This is a genomic window from Enterobacter sp. C4G1 (assembly GCF_052886895.1).
In genome coordinates, this window is record NZ_JBQVVV010000001.1 from 1143690 (window position 1) to 1160382 (window position 16693).

At 55.2% G+C, this 16693-nt stretch carries 18 protein-coding genes; 12 read left to right on the forward strand and 6 right to left on the reverse strand.

Annotation, left to right across the window (positions count from 1 at the left end; all coding sequences use genetic code 11):
- The first annotated feature begins 17 nt into the window (after positions 1–17).
- The 7 genes from ilvB (at position 18) to ACT9TW_RS05505 (ending at position 8479) form a co-directional block, all read left to right on the forward strand.
- Positions 18–1706: an acetolactate synthase large subunit gene (gene ilvB, locus ACT9TW_RS05475; RefSeq protein WP_182063108.1), complete on the forward strand. Its 1689-nt coding sequence runs from the start codon at positions 18–20 to the stop codon at positions 1704–1706.
- Between the two features lie 3 nt (positions 1707–1709).
- Positions 1710–1997 (forward strand): acetolactate synthase small subunit, encoded by a 288-nt coding sequence (ilvN, locus tag ACT9TW_RS05480; RefSeq protein ID WP_182063109.1) that lies wholly within the window; start codon positions 1710–1712, stop codon positions 1995–1997.
- 77 nt (positions 1998–2074) lie between these two features.
- Entirely contained in the window at positions 2075–2668 is a 594-nt protein-coding gene (uhpA, locus tag ACT9TW_RS05485; protein ID WP_446491826.1) for a transcriptional regulator UhpA, read from the forward strand.
- Positions 2665–4164: a signal transduction histidine-protein kinase/phosphatase UhpB gene (gene uhpB, locus ACT9TW_RS05490; protein WP_446491827.1), complete on the forward strand. Its 1500-nt coding sequence runs from the start codon at positions 2665–2667 to the stop codon at positions 4162–4164. Before uhpA ends, uhpB begins: the two co-directional genes overlap by 4 nt.
- 9 nt (positions 4165–4173) lie before the next feature.
- Positions 4174–5493, forward strand: a complete 1320-nt coding sequence (uhpC, locus tag ACT9TW_RS05495; RefSeq protein ID WP_446491828.1) for an MFS transporter family glucose-6-phosphate receptor UhpC — start codon at positions 4174–4176, stop codon at positions 5491–5493.
- A 142-nt stretch (positions 5494–5635) separates the two neighbouring features.
- Positions 5636–7033 carry a hexose-6-phosphate:phosphate antiporter gene (gene uhpT, locus ACT9TW_RS05500; protein ID WP_182063113.1) on the forward strand — a complete coding sequence of 466 codons (1398 nt, stop codon included), beginning with the start codon at positions 5636–5638 and terminating at the stop codon, positions 7031–7033.
- Positions 7034–7115: 82 nt separating this feature from the next.
- Positions 7116–8479, forward strand: a protein-coding gene (locus ACT9TW_RS05505; RefSeq protein WP_446491829.1) for an IS3 family transposase whose coding sequence is annotated in 2 segments (ribosomal slippage) — positions 7116–7593 and positions 7593–8479 — 1365 coding nt in all. Because the reading frame shifts where the segments join, the coding sequence is not laid out codon by codon here.
- Positions 8480–8569: 90 nt separating this feature from the next.
- Here the strand turns inward: ACT9TW_RS05505 and ACT9TW_RS05510 are convergent.
- The 4 genes from ACT9TW_RS05510 to ACT9TW_RS05525 form a co-directional block, all read right to left on the reverse strand.
- The gene (locus tag ACT9TW_RS05510) at positions 8570–9070 is read right to left on the reverse strand and encodes an Hcp family type VI secretion system effector (protein WP_182063114.1); all 501 of its coding nucleotides are present in this window, start codon (positions 9068–9070) and stop codon (positions 8570–8572) included.
- 2 nt (positions 9071–9072) lie between these two features.
- Complete coding sequence (locus ACT9TW_RS05515) at positions 9073–9402, reverse strand: putative T6SS immunity periplasmic lipoprotein (protein ID WP_182063115.1); 330 nt, start codon at positions 9400–9402, stop codon at positions 9073–9075.
- On the reverse strand, positions 9399–9959 hold the full coding sequence (locus ACT9TW_RS05520) for a type IV secretion protein Rhs (RefSeq protein WP_446491830.1): 561 nt from the start codon (positions 9957–9959) through the stop codon (positions 9399–9401). The genes ACT9TW_RS05515 and ACT9TW_RS05520 overlap by 4 nt, the downstream gene beginning before the upstream one ends.
- Before the next feature lie 254 nt (positions 9960–10213).
- Positions 10214–11116 (reverse strand): LysR family transcriptional regulator, encoded by a 903-nt coding sequence (locus ACT9TW_RS05525; protein WP_182063117.1) that lies wholly within the window; start codon positions 11114–11116, stop codon positions 10214–10216.
- 99 nt (positions 11117–11215) lie between these two features.
- Here ACT9TW_RS05525 and ACT9TW_RS05530 point away from each other — a divergent pair, with 99 nt between their 5' ends.
- From ACT9TW_RS05530 to ACT9TW_RS05550, 5 genes are all read left to right on the forward strand, one after another.
- Complete coding sequence (locus ACT9TW_RS05530; RefSeq protein ID WP_182063118.1) at positions 11216–11668, forward strand: DUF1198 domain-containing protein; 453 nt, start codon at positions 11216–11218, stop codon at positions 11666–11668.
- A gap of 97 nt (positions 11669–11765) precedes the next feature.
- On the forward strand, positions 11766–12284 hold the full coding sequence (locus ACT9TW_RS05535) for an SRPBCC domain-containing protein (RefSeq protein WP_182063119.1): 519 nt from the start codon (positions 11766–11768) through the stop codon (positions 12282–12284).
- Positions 12285–12451: 167 nt separating this feature from the next.
- A complete protein-coding gene (gene nepI / locus ACT9TW_RS05540; protein ID WP_446491831.1) occupies positions 12452–13642 on the forward strand; it encodes a purine ribonucleoside efflux pump NepI in 1191 nt (396 codons plus the stop codon).
- Between the two features lie 56 nt (positions 13643–13698).
- Positions 13699–13971, forward strand: a complete 273-nt coding sequence (locus ACT9TW_RS05545; protein ID WP_182063121.1) for a type II toxin-antitoxin system Phd/YefM family antitoxin — start codon at positions 13699–13701, stop codon at positions 13969–13971.
- Positions 13946–14212, forward strand: coding sequence for a Txe/YoeB family addiction module toxin (locus ACT9TW_RS05550; protein ID WP_182063122.1), 267 nt, complete (start codon positions 13946–13948; stop codon positions 14210–14212). Before ACT9TW_RS05545 ends, ACT9TW_RS05550 begins: the two co-directional genes overlap by 26 nt.
- Before the next feature lies 1 nt (position 14213).
- On the opposite strand, the gene ACT9TW_RS05555 is transcribed toward ACT9TW_RS05550, so the two are convergent.
- Both ACT9TW_RS05555 and ACT9TW_RS05560 read right to left on the reverse strand, forming a co-directional pair.
- Positions 14214–15119: a DMT family transporter gene (locus ACT9TW_RS05555; RefSeq protein ID WP_446491832.1), complete on the reverse strand. Its 906-nt coding sequence runs from the start codon at positions 15117–15119 to the stop codon at positions 14214–14216.
- A gap of 144 nt (positions 15120–15263) precedes the next feature.
- Positions 15264–16643 (reverse strand): carbohydrate porin, encoded by a 1380-nt coding sequence (locus ACT9TW_RS05560; RefSeq protein WP_446491833.1) that lies wholly within the window; start codon positions 16641–16643, stop codon positions 15264–15266.
- Positions 16644–16693: the final 50 nt, after the last annotated feature.

The following is a 16693-nucleotide window of genomic DNA, read 5'->3' on the forward strand; positions in this document are numbered from 1 at the left end:
CATAAAAGGACTGGAGCATGGCAATTTCGGGCACAACATCCACAAAGACGCGTTTCACCGGCGCGCAGCTGATCGTTCATTTGCTGGAACGTCAGGGCATCACCACGGTTGCGGGTATCCCTGGCGGGACAGTGCTGCCGCTGTATGATGCGTTAAGCCAAAGCACGCAGATCCGTCACGTACTGGCACGTCACGAGCAGGGCGCAGGTTTTATCGCCCAGGGCATGGCGCGTACGCAGGGTAAACCGGCGGTTTGTATGGCCTGTAGCGGGCCGGGTGCGACCAACCTGGTCACCGCCATCGCCGATGCGCGCCTCGACTCCATTCCGCTGATCTGCATTACCGGCCAGGTGCCGTCGTCGATGATTGGTACGGATGCATTCCAGGAAGTGGACACCTACGGCATCTCTATCCCCATCACCAAACATAACTATTTAGTTCGCGATATCGCCGAGCTTCCACAGGTTATCAGCGATGCATTCCGCATTGCTCAGTCTGGCCGTCCGGGCCCGGTGTGGATAGACATTCCTAAGGATGTACAAACCGCAGAAATCGACATCGACGTGCTGCCTGAGCCGGGCGGCCGTGCCCCCGCGCCGGAATTCAGCGCTGATAGCGTGCGTGATGCAGCGGCGATGATTAATGCCGCCAAACGCCCGGTGCTCTACCTGGGCGGCGGGGCGATTAATGCTTCAGAAGAGGTGCGCCAGTTCGCTGAAAAAGCCAACCTGCCAACCACCATGACCCTGATGGCACTCGGCATGTTGCCAAAAGCGCACCCGCTGTCACTGGGAATGCTGGGAATGCACGGTGCGCGCAGCACCAACTACATTCTGCAAGAATCTGATTTACTGATTGTTCTGGGTGCACGTTTTGATGACCGGGCGATTGGTAAAACCGAGCAGTTCTGCCCGAACGCCAAAATCATTCACGTGGATATCGACCGCGCCGAGCTGGGTAAAATCAAGCAGCCGCACGTTGCTATTCAGGGCGATGTTGCCGAAGTTCTGGCGCAACTGATCCCACAAACAGACGCGACCGGGCGTGAAGACTGGCGTCAGCTGGTAGCCGACCTGCAAAAAGAGTTCCCGGGTGCCATCCCGACCGAAGGCGACCCGCTCAGCCATTACGGGTTGATTAACGCCGTTGCCGCCTGCGTGGACGACAGCGCCATCATCACCACCGACGTGGGCCAGCATCAGATGTGGACTGCACAGGCTTATCCGCTGAACCGTCCGCGCCAGTGGCTGACCTCCGGTGGCCTGGGCACCATGGGCTTTGGCCTGCCTGCGGCGGTTGGCGCGGCGCTGGCTAACCCGGATCGCAAGGTTATCTGCTTCTCCGGTGACGGCAGCCTGATGATGAACATTCAGGAAATGGCGACCGCGGCCGAAAACCAGTTAGACGTGAAAATCATTCTGATGAACAACGAAGCGCTGGGGCTGGTGCATCAGCAGCAAAGTCTGTTCTACAAGCAGGGCGTGTTTGCTGCGACCTATCCCGGTATGATCAACTTTATGCAGATTGCCGCCGGTTTTGGCCTGCATACCTGCGATCTGAACGCAGAAGAAGACGCGCACGCGGCGTTGCAGGCGGCGATTTCTCGCCCGGGCCCGGCGCTGATCCACGTGCGTATCGACCCTGAACAAAAAGTGTATCCGATGGTGCCGCCGGGTGCGGCAAATACTGAGATGGTGGGGGAATAAGCCATGCAGAAACAACATGATAACGTCATTCTGGAGCTCACCGTCCGTAACCACCCTGGCGTCATGACCCACGTCTGTGGGCTGTTTGCCCGCCGCGCGTTTAACGTAGAAGGCATTCTCTGCTTGCCGATTCAGGGCAGCGAACACAGCCGCATCTGGCTACTGGTTAACGACGATCAGCGTCTGGAGCAGATGATGGCGCAGATCGATAAGCTGGAAGATGTCACCAAAGTGGAACGCAACCAGTCCGATCCCACTATGTTTAACAAAATTGCGGTGTTCTTCGAATAAATCGCTCATTGCTTGAACACCCACGCGCTTATCGATAAGGTAAGCGCGTTTTTTTATCCGCCCGCCAGGAACGCGCCATGACCACTATCGCCCTAATCGACGACCACCTTATCGTCCGCTCAGGATTTGCTCAGCTTCTGAACCTTGAGCCTGATTTTCATGTGGTGGCCGAGTTTGGTTCTGGTCGCGAGGCGCTGGCCGGTTTGCCCGGGCGCGGGGTGCAGGTCTGTATCTGCGATATCTCAATGCCGGATCTCTCAGGGCTGGAGTTGTTAACCCAGTTGCCAAAGGGAATGGCGACCATCATGCTTTCGGTTCACGACAGCCCGGCGCTGGTGGAACAGGCGCTTAACGCGGGGGCGCGCGGATTCCTTTCCAAACGCTGTAGCCCGGACGAACTTATCGCCGCCGTACGCACCGTCTCCGCTGGCGGCTGCTACCTGACGCCGGATATTGCCATCAAGCTGGCGGCAGGACGCCAGGATCCGCTGACCCGACGCGAACGCCAGGTGGCGGAGAAGCTTGCTCAGGGAATGTCGGTAAAAGAGATTGCAGCTGATCTGGATCTGTCACCCAAAACCGTCCACGTCCACCGTGCCAACCTGATGGAAAAACTCGGCGTCAGCAACGATGTTGAGCTGGCGCGCCGCATGTTTGATACCTGGCAATGAGTCCCGTTTTCTCGCGGCTGATTGCCGTGGTCGCCAGCTTTTTTATCTTCTCTGCCGCCTGGTTTTGCCTGTGGAGTATCAGCCTGCATCTGGTTGAACGCCCGGCGCTAGCGGTGCTGCTGTTCCCCTTCGGCCTGCGTCTGGGATTGATGCTGCAATGCCCGCGCGGTTACTGGCCGGTGCTGCTCGGTGCCGAGTGGCTGATGCTGGTGTGGCTGGCGCAGGAAGTGGCGCTGGCACATCTGCCCTTATTGATTTCCGGCAGCGTGCTCGCGCTTATCCCGGTTGCACTTATCTCCCGATACCGTCACCAGCGCGACTGGCGCACGCTGTTGCGTCAGGGGGCGGCGCTGATTGCTGCAGCGCTGCTCCAGTCCCTGCCGTGGGTGGGGGAAAAAGAGATGCTCAACGCGCTTCTGCTGACGCTCACTGGCGGACTGACGCTTGCGCCAACCTGCCTGGTTATCTGGCATTACCTCACCAGCACCGTCTGGCAGCCGCTCGGCCCGGCGCTGGTGTCTCAGCCGGTAAACTGGCGCGCGCGGCATCTCATCTGGTATCTGCTGTTATTCGTGGTGAGCCTGTGGTTGCAGCTCGGCCTGCCTGCGGAGCTTTCGCGCTTTACACCGTTTTGTCTGGCGCTGCCGATCATTGCGCTTGCCTGGCATTACGGCTGGCAGGGGGCGCTGATCGCCACACTGATGAACGCCATTGCCCTGATTGCGAGCCAGACCTGGCACGATCATCCGGTAGATTTACTCCTTTCTCTGCTGGCGCAAAGTCTGACCGGGCTGCTGCTCGGGGCGGGCATTCAGCGTCTTCGTGAGCTGAACCAGTCCCTGCAAACCGAGCTGGCGCGCAACCGTCGTCTGGCGGAACGCCTGCTGGAAACCGAGGAGACTGTACGACAGGAAGTGGCGCGTGAGCTGCATGACGATATCGGCCAGACCATCACCGCCATCCGCACCCAGGCGGGCATTGTTCAGCGCCTGGCGGCGGAAAACGCAGGTGTGAAGCAGGGCGGGGCGCATATCGAACAGCTTTCGCTCGGCGTGTATGATTCGGTGCGTCGCCTGCTGGGGCGGCTGCGTCCACGTCAGCTGGACGACCTTTCCCTTGAGCAGGCCGTGCGTTCCCTGATGCGCGAGATGGAGCTGGAAAGTCGCGGAATTGTCAGCCATCTCGACTGGCGCATCCATGAGCCAGGGCTGAGCGAAGGCCAGCGCGTCACGCTGTTTCGCGTCTGCCAGGAGGGGTTGAACAATATTGTTAAGCACGCCAGCGCCAGCGCGGTAACCCTACAGGGCTGGCAGCAGGATGAACGTCTGATGCTGGTGATTGAAGATGATGGCTGCGGCCTGCCTCCGGGTTCGGGCCAGCAGGGTTTTGGCCTTGCGGGGATGCGCGAACGCGTAACGGCGCTCGGCGGGACATTGACCCTCTCCTGTACCCACGGCACGCGCGTTAGCGTCAGCTTGCCGCTGCGTTACGCATAAGGACTCACCATGTTTAAAACGCCTGCCAACGCCACCCCGATAAGCGACAAAGCGGAAATCGACGCCCGCTACTGTTACTGGCGACGCCATATCCTGGCAACCATCTGGCTCGGGTACGCCCTGTTCTACTTCACCCGCAAAAGTTTTAACGCCGCAGCACCCGAAATCCTGGCCAGCGGCGTGATGGTACGCACCGATATCGGCCTGCTGGCGACGCTGTTTTACATCACCTACGGCCTGTCGAAGTTCTTCTCCGGTATCGTCAGCGATCACTCTAACGCCCGCTATTTTATGGGCTTCGGGCTGATTGCCACCGGGGTGGTGAATATCCTGTTTGGTTTTTCCACCTCGCTGTGGGCCTTCGCGCTGTTGTGGGCGCTGAACGCCTTTTTCCAGGGCTGGGGCGCGCCAGTGTGCGCCCGCCTGCTCACCACCTGGTATTCGCGCAACGAGCGTGGCGGCTGGTGGGCGATATGGAACACCGCGCATAACGTTGGCGGCGCGCTGATCCCGATCGTGGTGGGTGCCACGGCGCTGCACTACGGCTGGCGGGTGGGAATGATGATTGCGGGCAGCCTGGCAATACTTGCCGGGGTGTTCCTGTGCTGGCGCCTGCGCGACAGGCCGCAGACCGTGGGGCTTCCGGCGGTGGGCGACTGGCGGCACGACGAAATGGAAATTGCCCAACAGCAGGAAGGCGCGGGGCTGACCCGCAAAGAGATCCTCACCAAATACGTGCTGAAAAACCCGTACATCTGGCTGCTGTCGCTGTGTTACGTGCTGGTCTACGTGGTGCGTGCGGCGATCAACGACTGGGGCAATCTGTACATGTCCGAGACGCTCGGCGTGGATCTGGTGACGGCGAACTCGGCAGTGACCATGTTCGAGCTGGGCGGGTTTATCGGTGCGCTGGTGGCGGGCTGGGGTTCTGACAAACTGTTTAACGGCAACCGTGGCCCGATGAACCTGATTTTCGCCGCCGGGATTTTGCTCTCTGTCGGTTCGCTGTGGCTGATGCCGTTTGCCAGCTACGTGATGCAGGCGGCGTGCTTCTTCACCACCGGTTTCTTCGTGTTCGGCCCGCAGATGCTGATCGGTATGGCCGCGGCGGAGTGCTCGCACAAAGAGGCGGCAGGGGCGGCAACGGGCTTTGTCGGGTTGTTTGCCTACCTGGGAGCATCGCTTTCCGGCTGGCCGCTGGCACGGGTGATCGACATCTGGCACTGGAGCGGTTTCTTTGCGGTGATCGCTATCGCGGCGGGGATTTCTGCCCTGCTGTTACTGCCATTTTTAAACGCTCAGGCCCCACGCGAAACTAGTGTGATGTGATGTGCCTCACCTTTTCGCCCCGAGTGGCGCAAAACTAGGACATTTTCCCGGTTTCACCTGGACGCTGTCTCAGGCGTCTCTCCCGGCTGATTTTTACAATGCCTGCCATTCGCAGGTATAAAAATCAGCTCAGGAGCAAACCATGCTGGCCTTCTTAAACCAGGTACGTAAGCCGACCCTGGATCTGCCGCTCGATGTGCGGCGCAAAATGTGGTTCAAACCCTTCATGCAGTCCTACCTGGTGGTCTTTATTGGCTACCTGACCATGTACCTGATCCGCAAGAACTTTAACATCGCGCAGAACGACATGATCTCGACCTACGGGCTGAGCATGACGCAGCTGGGGATGATTGGCCTGGGCTTCTCCATCACCTACGGCGTGGGTAAAACGCTGGTTTCCTATTACGCCGACGGCAAAAACACCAAGCAGTTCCTGCCATTTATGCTGATCCTCTCCGCCATCTGTATGCTCGGCTTTAGCGCCAGCATGGGCACTGGCTCGGTCAGCCTGTTCCTGATGATCGCCTTCTACGCCCTGAGCGGTTTCTTCCAGAGTACCGGCGGGTCGTGCAGCTATTCCACCATCACCAAATGGACGCCGCGTCGTAAGCGTGGGTCGTATCTTGGCATGTGGAACATCTCCCACAACCTCGGGGGTGCGGGTGCGGCTGGCGTGGCGCTGTTCGGTGCTAACTATCTGTTCGACGGGCACGTGATCGGCATGTTTATCTTCCCATCGATTATCGCCCTGATTGTCGGTTTTATCGGCCTGCGCTTTGGCAGCGACTCCCCGGAATCTTACGGCCTTGGTAAAGCTGAAGAGTTGTTTGACGAGGAGATCAGCGAAGAGGACAAAGAAACCGAAGAAAACGAGATGACCAAATGGCAGATCTTTGTTGAGTACGTGCTGAAAAACAAAGTGATTTGGCTGTTATGTTTCTCGAACATCTTCCTGTACGTGGTGCGTATCGGTATCGACCAATGGTCTACCGTATATGCCTTCCAGGAGCTGAAGCTTTCCAAAGAAGTCGCGATCCAGGGCTTTACCCTGTTTGAAGTGGGTGCGCTGGTCGGCACGCTGCTGTGGGGCTGGCTCTCTGACCTTGCCAACGGACGTCGTGCGCTGGTGGCCTGCGTGGCACTGGCTCTGATCATCGCGACCCTTGGTGTTTATCAACATGCCAGCAACCAGTACGTTTACCTCGCATCGCTGTTCGCGCTTGGTTTCCTGGTGTTTGGCCCGCAGCTGCTGATCGGCGTAGCCGCCGTTGGTTTCGTACCGAAAAAAGCGATCGGCGCTGCCGATGGGATTAAAGGCACCTTCGCGTACCTGATTGGTGACAGCTTCGCCAAGCTCGGTCTGGGGATGATCGCCGACGGCACGCCGATTTTCGGCCTCACCGGCTGGGCAGGCACCTTCGCCGCGCTGGATGCCGCAGCCATCGGCTGTATCGTCCTGATGGCGATGGTCGCGGTGCTGGAAGAACGTAAAATTCGCCGCGAAAACCGCGCGCAGAAGCAGAAGTTGAAAGCAGCCTGAGTGTGCAGGTAACGTTTTGCCCGGTGTGATGTGGACTGCACCCCAAAAGTTGGACACCCAACTGAGTAAGGTGCAGTTTTTTATGGCAAAGCCAAAATTTTCCCTCGAAACCAGATTAGCTGTAGTTAATCACTACCTTGCCGGAAAAGATGGAACACATCGAACAGCTGAACGCTTTGGTGTTGAGAGAACATCAGTGCGACGCTGGGTAAGAGCCTGGCAACTCCACGGTATTGATGGCATTACCTGGAAAAATGACCGCCATTCTCCGGCGTTCCGGATAACTGTTGTCCAGGCTGTTCTCAGTGAAGAACTTTCGATGCGTGAAGCTGCCGCACGGTTTAATATCTCAACTGAAACCGTTGTCAGGCACTGGGTGAATGTTTACAAAGACGCAGGTGAGAAAGGACTTCTGAGCATAAAACCAGGTCGGAGCAAGGACATGACAAAACCCAAAAAAACACCGCCACTTACCGATGCTGCACTGGAAAAGTTATCTCCCGAAGAACTGCGGGCTGAACTCCGTTATCTGCGCGCAGAGAATGCCTATCTAAAAAAGCTGAAGGCCTTAGTTCAAAGCGAGAAAAGCGGCAGAAAGCCGGAATAATCAGTGAGCTAAGGCAGGAGTATGCGCTCGGTGATCTTCTGCGTGCAGCAGGTATGTCCCGCAGTACGTGGTATCACAATATGAATGCGCTGAAACGAGTGGACAGTCATGCCAGTCTGAAAGACAAAATCAGAGAGATTTACCACTATCACAAAGGGCGTTATGGCTACCGCAGGATCACGCTCTCACTGAGAAAACAGGGGTTGTTGGTAAACCATAAAACAGTGCAGCGACTGATGGCAGCGCTGTCACTCCGCTCTCTGATAAGGGTGAAGAAATATCGTGCCTGGAAAGGGGAAGTGGGCAAGGCTGCGCCCAATATCCTGAACCGGAACTTCGGTGCATCGAAAGCCAACGAAAAATGGGTCACGGATGTTACAGAGTTCTCGGTGCAGGGTAAAAAGCTGTACCTGTCGCCGGTTCTCGATCTGTTTAACCGGGAGATTATCTCCTACAGCCTGTCGGAAAGGCCGGTGATGGAGATGGTTAATACGATGCTGCACGATGCGTTCTCAGTGCTCGGACCGGAGGATGCACCGTTGCTGCACACGGATCAGGGCTGGCAATACCGAATGGCAGGCTATCAGGCAAAGTTAAAGGCGCAGGGTATAACACAAAGCATGTCGCGCAAGGGAAACTGCCTGGATAACGCGGTGATGGAGAACTTCTTCGGCACACTGAAATCGGAGTGTTTTTACCTGAACAGGTTCAGCGATCTGAATGAACTGAGGAAGGCGATAGTGGACTATATCCATTACTATAACAACGAGCGGATCAGCCTGAAATTAAAAGGCCTGAGTCCGGTAGAATACCGAACCCAGGCCCTGATAGCCGCTTAACATGAACTGTCCAACTTTATGGGGTCAGTCCAGATGCCGGGCTTTTTTATGCCTGCCGCTAAGGCGCATATCATTTAAATCTCAACTGATTTATCTGTTATTTTCTTGCTGCTTTGACGGCTTTATCCATGCATCATCATACTTTATATTTCCTTTATGGTAGTTCCATTCAATCTCTCTAAATCTTAGCCCTATAACTTCATGCATATTTGGCACAGAGCTTCCCGGATAGTAGATATGAGTAAAATCGACAGAGGAGATAACTACGCTTTTCAGCGTAATGCTATAAACTTCTACCTCAAATCCCGCCTCTGAAGTTTCATAATATTTAAGTACGGCTTTCTGTAATCGTCTGGATTCACAAACGGCAATAGCAAAGAAGGGACTTGTTTTATCTAATTGCTTATGAATTTTTATCGGGTCATGCTGTCGCGTTCCCGTCATGCTTCCCGTAAAACTATCAACACTTTGCCTTAAACCGTAGCTACTATTCAAAACCTCAATCGCCCCTTCTCTACCTGGAGCCTGACAGTCGCTATTGACCTGCACTCCATGGTCATCGTATAAAAATAAATATGCTGGCAGTGTCATATCTATAATCCTCCATCTTTATCAATAAAGAATGCATCAGTGTATTGTTTACCATTGAGGCCATAGTAAATATTATACTGATAACCATTTTCTAATTTAACGTTGATGCATGTTTTAGGGTAAGATAATTGAATGTTATCTTTTGCTGCGATAACCGTGTATTTACCTTTCGGTGAGTAGTAAACATTATAATGGTTTAGTATATCTGTTTTGTTCACACTAAAGCAGATGGTGCCAGCTTGAATAAAAACACTACGGTGCGCAGGAGCTGGTTTACCGCCTGGGCAGCCAGAAAGAAGGACTGTAAACGAAGCAACGATTAACCTTTTCATCCAGGGAACCCATTCATGGCAGAACGATATTTATGAATCAAGGTGTAAATAGATTCGTCAGGAGTATAATCAAGATATTCATATAACCCTTTATTACCTTCAAAACCGTAATTGAGTAATAGCCAATAATCGCTGGCTATTGATGCTTGTTGCTCTAAGCCGTAATGAAGAAAATGAGATTTATCTAAGCTGTAACTATAATCTGCAAACCGGGAAAACATGCCCCGTGTTCTGACAAACATTCCTTTTTGTGATTGCCATGCATGAACCATTTCATGCATGAATCTAAGCTTTTTTGTTAGATCTTGTTCTAATGAGAAGTCTGGTGAATATGTTTCCTCTCTGAACCAAAGTTCACCGTTGGGCGTCATTGCAACATCTACAGGTTGAAGGTTAAAGGGGAGATAGCTTTCACGATGTACCCAAATTAAACTGTAATTGAGACTTCCACCGAAAAGTGTTTTAGACAGCGCGATCTCGCCTATCGTAAGTTGTCTTACCCCTCCAGGCATTATGGCTGTCCCTGAGGTGGGTCTAATTCGTTCATCTACTGACATTTAATATCTTCCCAGTCCCTGATTATTATTTTTCTCTCTAACTTAATGAAAAGGGTGTGTGAATCTTGTGATAAAACTCTCAAAGCTAAAGTCTTTTGAGGTAATTTTATTTAAAATCCAATGCGGGGTCTGAAATAAAATTAATGGAAAAGATAATAAGCAGAGGAGTGACGTTAATCATTGCTAATGTCAATATTATTGAGCAATGTTATTTATCCATTGCTCTTATAAATACAAATATTACCGGTTTCAATTTATTGCCGCCCGCTCGTCTCCAGCAACAACTCCCTCAGCCACTGCTGCGCCGGGTTACGGTGCGTGCGTCCGTGCCAGGCCATGCTTTTGGTGAATCCGGCTACCGGAACAGGCGTGTCACACACAAACATATCCGCCCGGTTTTCGGCCATGCGCTGCGGCACTACGGCGATCATATCGCTGATGGTCAGCACCTCCGGCAGCACCAGGAAGCTGCTCACCGATAATCCCACGCGTCGCTCGCGCCCGGCCTTTGCCAGCGCATCGTCGGTCACGCCGTGGAAGCTTTCGCCCTCATAAGACACCAGCACATGCTCCAGAGTACAAAAGCGCTCAAGTGAAAGCGGTTTGCCCGCATCCGGGTGATCGGCGCGCATCATGCAGACGTACCGTTCATCATAAAGCGCGCGGCTGTGGAGCTCATCAGGTGTGGTGTGCGGCGTCAGCAGGGCGAGGTCGATTTTCCCCTGCTCAAGCTGGGCGACGAGGCGCTCCGGCTCTACCGGTACCACGCGCACGCGGATGTGAGGGGCCTGCACCTTAAGGGCGGCAATAAACGGTACGATCACCGCGCGCAGGGCGTAGTCGGTGGCGGCGAGGGTTACGGTGATGCTCGCCGTGAGCGGGTCAAAAATGACGGGCTGCAACAGCACATCGATATCCGCAAGAATGCGCTTGATGGGCGCGGCCAGCGCTTCCGCGCGGGTGGTTGGCACAATGCCGTGTGGGGCGCGGATAAACAACGGGTCGTCGAAGTAATCGCGCAGGCGGTTTAGCATCCCGCTCACCGCAGGCTGCGTAAGGGCAAGGCGCGCCGCGGCTCGGGTGACGCTGCGCTCGTCCAGCAGGGCATCCAGTGCTTTCAACAGGTTAAGATCCAGCGTGCGCAGATCTGCTTTCATGACGATTTTCCACCTCTTTTCAGTTCACTATTATGGCGCTGCCTGCTGTTGACGCTGCGCGTTTCCCGATATGATGAGCGGCTAATTTAAGGAGAACGCATGGTCTGGATAATGCTGGCAACCCTCGCGGTGGTGTTCGTGGTCGGATTTCGTATCCTGACCTCTGATTCCCGCCGCGCGATCAAACGTTTAAGCGAGCGTCTGGGTATCACCCTGGTGCCGGTAGAATCGATGATCGATCAGTTTGGTAAAACGCCCGGCAATGAGTTTATCCGCTACCTTGAGCGCCCGGACGAAGCCCATCTGCAAAACGCGGCGCAGGTGCTGCTGATCTGGCAGGTCTGTATCGTCAACGGCAGCGAAGAGAACCTGCACACCTGGCACCGGCTGCTGCGTAAAGCCCGCCTGGCGGCACCGATTACCGATGCGCAAATCCGCCTCGCGCTGGGTTTTATGCGCGAGATGGAGCCAGACCCGCAGGAACTTAATGCCTTCCAGCTGCGCTACAATCAGCTCTTCTTGCCGCAAGAGGGCGTGTTTTACCTGCACTGATATCACGAATCGTGATGAAGAGTATAAAGTATCATCATTAGATTTATACCACTCGCGAGCGCAACATCACCTCATCAACAACATGACGAGGTGAACCATGAAACAATCCGCGATTATCTGGCCGAACGACTATCTGCCAGGCACCACCGATAACTTTGCATCTAACGAAATCATCGTCGCCGGGCTGAGCGCCAAAGACATTTGGGCGCAGCTTAACGACACGACTCTGTGGCCGGGCTATTACAGCAACGCTGAAGATATCCGCTTCCATGACGGCAGTGGTCCTGAACTGAGTGCCAACGCTCGTTTCCGCTTCACCACCTTTGGCTTCCCGGTTGAAGCGCAGGTGACGGAATATGTGCCGCCGGTTGACGGTGAAGCGGCACGTATCGCCTGGCACGGCTGGGTGGAAGGAGAGGCGAACTCGCGTCTGGACGTGATCCACGCATGGCTGTTTGAAGACCTGCCCGGCAACCGCGTGCGCATCCTGACCCAGGAGTCACAAAAAGGCGTTCCGGCACAGGAATTAGCGCGTACCGTGCCGAACCCGATGATTAACGGCCACCAGGAGTGGATTGTCGGATTAGCCAATGCCGCCCTTAAGGCTCGCGGGTAATTTTGCCCGGTGGCGCTTTGCTTACCGGGCCTACAAACCCCGTAGGCCAGTGCAAGCGCAGCGCCGCCCGGCAAAAAAAGCTGCGAAAGTTGTCTAAACGTTAAATCCGTCACACTTTTGATGATAAACTGCGCGACTTTTCCGCACATTTATCTCCAGGTGACGCCATGACCGAACATATCCAGCCCACGACCAGACCGCAGACCAAAGAGGTGTCACGCCCGAACTGGTCGGCGGTTTTCTCCGTGGCATTCTGCGTGGCCTGCCTGATTACCGTCGAGTTTTTACCGGTCAGCCTGCTGACGCCAATGGCGCAGGATCTGGGTATTTCCGAAGGCGTAGCGGGGCAGTCCGTTACCGTGACCGCGTTTGTGGCGATGTTCGCCAGCCTGTTTATCACCCAGGTGATTGGCACGATCGACCGCCGCAAAGTGGTTATCCTTTTCAGCGTGCTGCTGACGCTCTCCTGCCTGCTGGTTTCTTTTGCCAATAACTTTACCCTGCTGCTGCTTGGGCGCGCCTGTCTGGGGTTAGGGCTGGGCGGATTCTGGGCAATGTCGGCATCTCTCACCATGCGCCTGGTGCCCGCGCGCACGGTGCCTAAAGCCTTGTCCGTTATCTTTGGTGCCGTGTCTATCGCACTGGTGATCGCCGCGCCGCTGGGCAGTTTCCTCGGTGGGATTATCGGCTGGCGAAATGTGTTTAACGCGGCGGCAGTCATGGGTTTGCTGTGCATTATCTGGGTGTGGAAAGCATTGCCGTCCCTGCCGGGTGAAGCGGCGCATCATAAACAGAACATGTTCAGCCTGCTCAAGCGCCCGGGCGTGCTGGCGGGGATGAGCGCCATCTTTATGGCCTTTGCCGGGCAGTTTGCCTTCTTTACCTATATCCGCCCGGTGTTTATGACCATGGCGGGGTTTGATGTGGATGGCCTGACGCTGGTGCTGTTGAGCTTCGGTATTGCCAGCTTTGTCGGTACGTCGCTCTCATCCCAGTTCCTGAAACGCTCCCTGAAAGTGGCGCTGGCGGGTGCCCCGCTGGTTCTGGCGATAAGTGCTGCCGTGCTGGTGCTATGGGGCAGTGATAAGTGGGTGGCGTCGGCGATTGCGATTATCTGGGGCTTTGCCTTTGCGCTGATCCCGGTGGGTTGGTCGACGTGGATCACCCGCTCGCTGGCCGATCAGGCCGAAAAAGCCGGTTCCATTCAGGTGGCGGTGATCCAGCTGGCGAACACCTGTGGTGCGGCGGTCGGCGGCATCGCGCTTGATCATCTGGGGCTGACCTCACCGCTGGTGATTTCCGGCACGCTGATGCTGTTGACGGCATTGCTGGTGGCGGGGAAGGTTAAGGCACGTTGATTGATAAATAGTCACTTCGGCGATATACTTGTACCGTAACTTGTACAGGAGGCAGTATGCAGGTTGTGACTTTTACTGAAGCCCGAAGCCGGCTCAAAGATGTGTTAGATGATGTGAATGAAAATGTGGAGACGACAATTATCAGCCGCCGCAACGGTGGGGATGCCGTTGTCATGTCTCTTCAGCACTATAACTCGATGATGGAAACCATCCATCTGATGAGCTCGCCTGCCAACGCCAGCCGACTGATGGAATCAATCGCTCAGGCAAATACGGGAAAAACCACACAGAGGGATCTGATAGATGACCAGGCTTCTGATTTGGACTGATAACGGCTGGGATGATTACTTGTGGTGGCAACAGCAGGACAAGAAAACGCTTCGCAGAATCAACAAGCTGATTGAAGATGCGAAGCGCCATCCCTTCGACGGACTGGGCAAACCGGAACCGCTAAAAGGCAACCTTTCCGGCTATTGGTCACGCAGGATAAACGATACTGATCGCCTTGTTTATGGCGTAACGGATAGCGCCATTACCATCCTGATGTGCCGCTATCACTATTATTCCTGAATTACGCCGAGGTCTTCACCCGTCTTCTCGAATCCATCGAAATCAGCACCACCGACGACACAATCAATAGCGTGCCCAGCCAGTCCGGCAGGGTGAACGCCACACCCAGCAGGATAACTGACAGCAACGCGCTGCTCAGCGGCTCGGCGCAGCTCAGAATACTCGCCTTCGGCCCGCCAATCATCTGCGCGCCTTTCAGATACAGGCTGAACGTCAGCGCCGTGCCGATCACCACCAGGTAGAAGAACGCCAGCAACAGGCTGCCATCAATGACAAACGTTGTTCCGCGCCCGGCGTAGAACGGGGTCAGCATTAACCCCGCAATCAACATACTCCAGCCGACAATCGGCAGCGTGCCGTAGCGGGCAATCAGCGTCGACGGGTACGTGGTGTAGAACGCGGCGGCAAAGGCCGAAGCGATCCCGAAGAACAGGGCTGCAGGCGAAATGGAGAGCGAAGTGGGATCGCCATGGGTCACCAGCAGAAACGTGCCGATCAGGGACGTCATAATCGCGGACAACACAAATATCCCCGGGCGCTTTTTCCGCGCCAGGGCAAACCACGCCACGATGATGGTCGGCGACAGGAATTGCAGCACGGTGGCGGTGGCGGCATTGGATTTTTCAATCGTCAGCAGGAAGGTGAGCTGCACAGTCAGTGCGCCAACCAGCGAGAACACCAGCAGGCTGAGGGCATCTTTGCGATTTTTGATGACCGAGAAAATCTTGTCGCCGTGAACGAAGGAGAGCGTGAGCAGGATAACACCGGTAAACAGCAGGCGAACCATGGTCAGGTAAGGCGAAGAAATGTGGCTTTTCTCCATGATGTATTGCGCGCAAACCCCTGAACTGCCCCATAAAACGGCGGCGATCAGGACGTTCAGCATCCCTTTACGTGTGGAACCCATGTACTCCCCTGCTATGTTGTCGTTAATTCGGTCAACAGCATAGCATGGTTGTGTGCGGGCTGATGCCCTCACCCCGGCCCTCTCCCACGGGGAGAGGGAGCAAACACTAAAAACGGCAACTCTTGTTGCCGTTTTGCTTCTACCTTAGAACCACGCTTCCCACATTGCGCCGACGTTGAAGTCGTCGAGGGTTTCGTCTTTTGTATTGTTCACGCGTGCGGTGTGTTCGTTATCCACTTTGCCGCCGGTCACGTAGAAACGCAGCATCGGGCGGAACTCTGGCCCCATGGCGATAGACATGTTCTGCGACAGGGTCAGCTTCCAGCCTTTGTTATCGCCGCCATTGTCATAATCAACGTGCTGCCAGCCCGCTTCCAGCCAGGTGGAGTGAACGTCGTTCCACCAGTGCATCGGGCGAATAATGGCGTTGTAGTTTTTGCGGTTATCGCTCTTGTCGCGGCTATTGTCGTAGTCGTGGAAGGCAAGGATGTACTCCACCTGGGTCTGCGGGGTGAATTTGTGCAGCCCTTCGAAGCTGGCGTACACCGTGGTCAGATCCTCGGTTTTGTTAAACACGCTGTTGTCCGAGTTATCCGAGTAACGGGCAATCACTTTGTTTACGCCGCTGTCGTTGGTGTGGCTCAGCACCACGCCGCCCTGCCAGGCATTCAGACGCTTATCGCTTTCAACCGCTTTGGAGTCAAAGCCATAGTTGGCGTACAGCTCCAGATCCAGCGGGCCAACCTTCATGCCGTGGATTTTTGAGGTGGCCGCGTAGTTACCTTTGTCGCCCGTGCCGGAGCCGCCGGTACAGGTGATGCGCGATGGGTTCGCTTCGTCTGCCATCACTTCCGGGCTACAGGATTCCACTGCCGCCACGGTGGCGACGTCAAACTGCACGCCGCCAATGTCGAAGTTTTTCACCCCGGCGCCCTGGCCGTCGTGGTTCATCCAGAAGTAGTCGTTGATGCCCTGTTGCGGGCGCTGGTGGAAGTCACGACCCGCCCAGAAATAAGCGTTAGGGTTGGACGCCATAATGTTGGTCACCCCCGCGTAGGCTTTTTTCAGGTTAACTTCGTCGCTCCAGTGGTCGATCATCACGTTGATGTCCCAGATGGCGCCATTTTCGCCCTTGAAGGCTTTAGAAAGCTGGAATTCACCGCCGTTGCCTTCGTTACCCAGACGACCAATCGCGGATGCACCGTTGTAGGAGCCATCCACCGCCACGTATTTCTGATCGGCGGCCTGGAAGTGCGCGCCGTAGCGGGCATAGCCGGTAAATTTGATGCCGAACGGGATAGCCATATCCGGGGATTGCGCCGCGCTTTGCGGCTCGGTCACCACGTCGACCTTTTTCGCCACCGCTGCATCCATTTTGGCCTGACGGTCTGCCAGGGCTTTATCCACCGCTTTGGCCACAATGGCGTCGATTTGCTCCTGCGTGAATTCTTGTGCGAGGACAGAAATTGGGCAAAGCGCGGCGATAACCGCCATTGTTAATGGAAGTTTTTTAATATTTTTCATTGTCATCTCTATTAATTTACATTTTATTCAGACAATAACCATCCCATTCC

Bases quoted from the DNA above. Each gene is read 5' to 3' on its own strand.
- ACT9TW_RS05560 (WP_446491833.1), bottom strand. From the start codon at position 16,643: ATGAAAAATATTAAAAAACTTCCATTAACAATGGCGGTTATCGCCGCG.
- ilvN (WP_182063109.1), top strand. From the start codon at position 1,710: ATGCAGAAACAACATGATAACGTCATTCTGGAGCTCACCGTCCGTAAC.
- ACT9TW_RS05550 (WP_182063122.1), top strand. From the start codon at position 13,946: ATGACCAGGCTTCTGATTTGGACTGATAACGGCTGGGATGATTACTTG.
- uhpT (WP_182063113.1), top strand. From the start codon at position 5,636: ATGCTGGCCTTCTTAAACCAGGTACGTAAGCCGACCCTGGATCTGCCG.
- ACT9TW_RS05555 (WP_446491832.1), bottom strand. From the start codon at position 15,119: ATGGGTTCCACACGTAAAGGGATGCTGAACGTCCTGATCGCCGCCGTT.
- ilvB (WP_182063108.1), top strand. From the start codon at position 18: ATGGCAATTTCGGGCACAACATCCACAAAGACGCGTTTCACCGGCGCG.
- ACT9TW_RS05510 (WP_182063114.1), bottom strand. From the start codon at position 9,070: ATGACACTGCCAGCATATTTATTTTTATACGATGACCATGGAGTGCAG.
- ACT9TW_RS05535 (WP_182063119.1), top strand. From the start codon at position 11,766: ATGAAACAATCCGCGATTATCTGGCCGAACGACTATCTGCCAGGCACC.
- uhpB (WP_446491827.1), top strand. From the start codon at position 2,665: ATGAGTCCCGTTTTCTCGCGGCTGATTGCCGTGGTCGCCAGCTTTTTT.
- uhpC (WP_446491828.1), top strand. From the start codon at position 4,174: ATGTTTAAAACGCCTGCCAACGCCACCCCGATAAGCGACAAAGCGGAA.
- uhpA (WP_446491826.1), top strand. From the start codon at position 2,075: ATGACCACTATCGCCCTAATCGACGACCACCTTATCGTCCGCTCAGGA.
- ACT9TW_RS05520 (WP_446491830.1), bottom strand. From the start codon at position 9,959: ATGTCAGTAGATGAACGAATTAGACCCACCTCAGGGACAGCCATAATG.
- nepI (WP_446491831.1), top strand. From the start codon at position 12,452: ATGACCGAACATATCCAGCCCACGACCAGACCGCAGACCAAAGAGGTG.
- ACT9TW_RS05525 (WP_182063117.1), bottom strand. From the start codon at position 11,116: ATGAAAGCAGATCTGCGCACGCTGGATCTTAACCTGTTGAAAGCACTG.
- ACT9TW_RS05530 (WP_182063118.1), top strand. From the start codon at position 11,216: ATGGTCTGGATAATGCTGGCAACCCTCGCGGTGGTGTTCGTGGTCGGA.
- ACT9TW_RS05515 (WP_182063115.1), bottom strand. From the start codon at position 9,402: ATGAAAAGGTTAATCGTTGCTTCGTTTACAGTCCTTCTTTCTGGCTGC.
- ACT9TW_RS05545 (WP_182063121.1), top strand. From the start codon at position 13,699: ATGCAGGTTGTGACTTTTACTGAAGCCCGAAGCCGGCTCAAAGATGTG.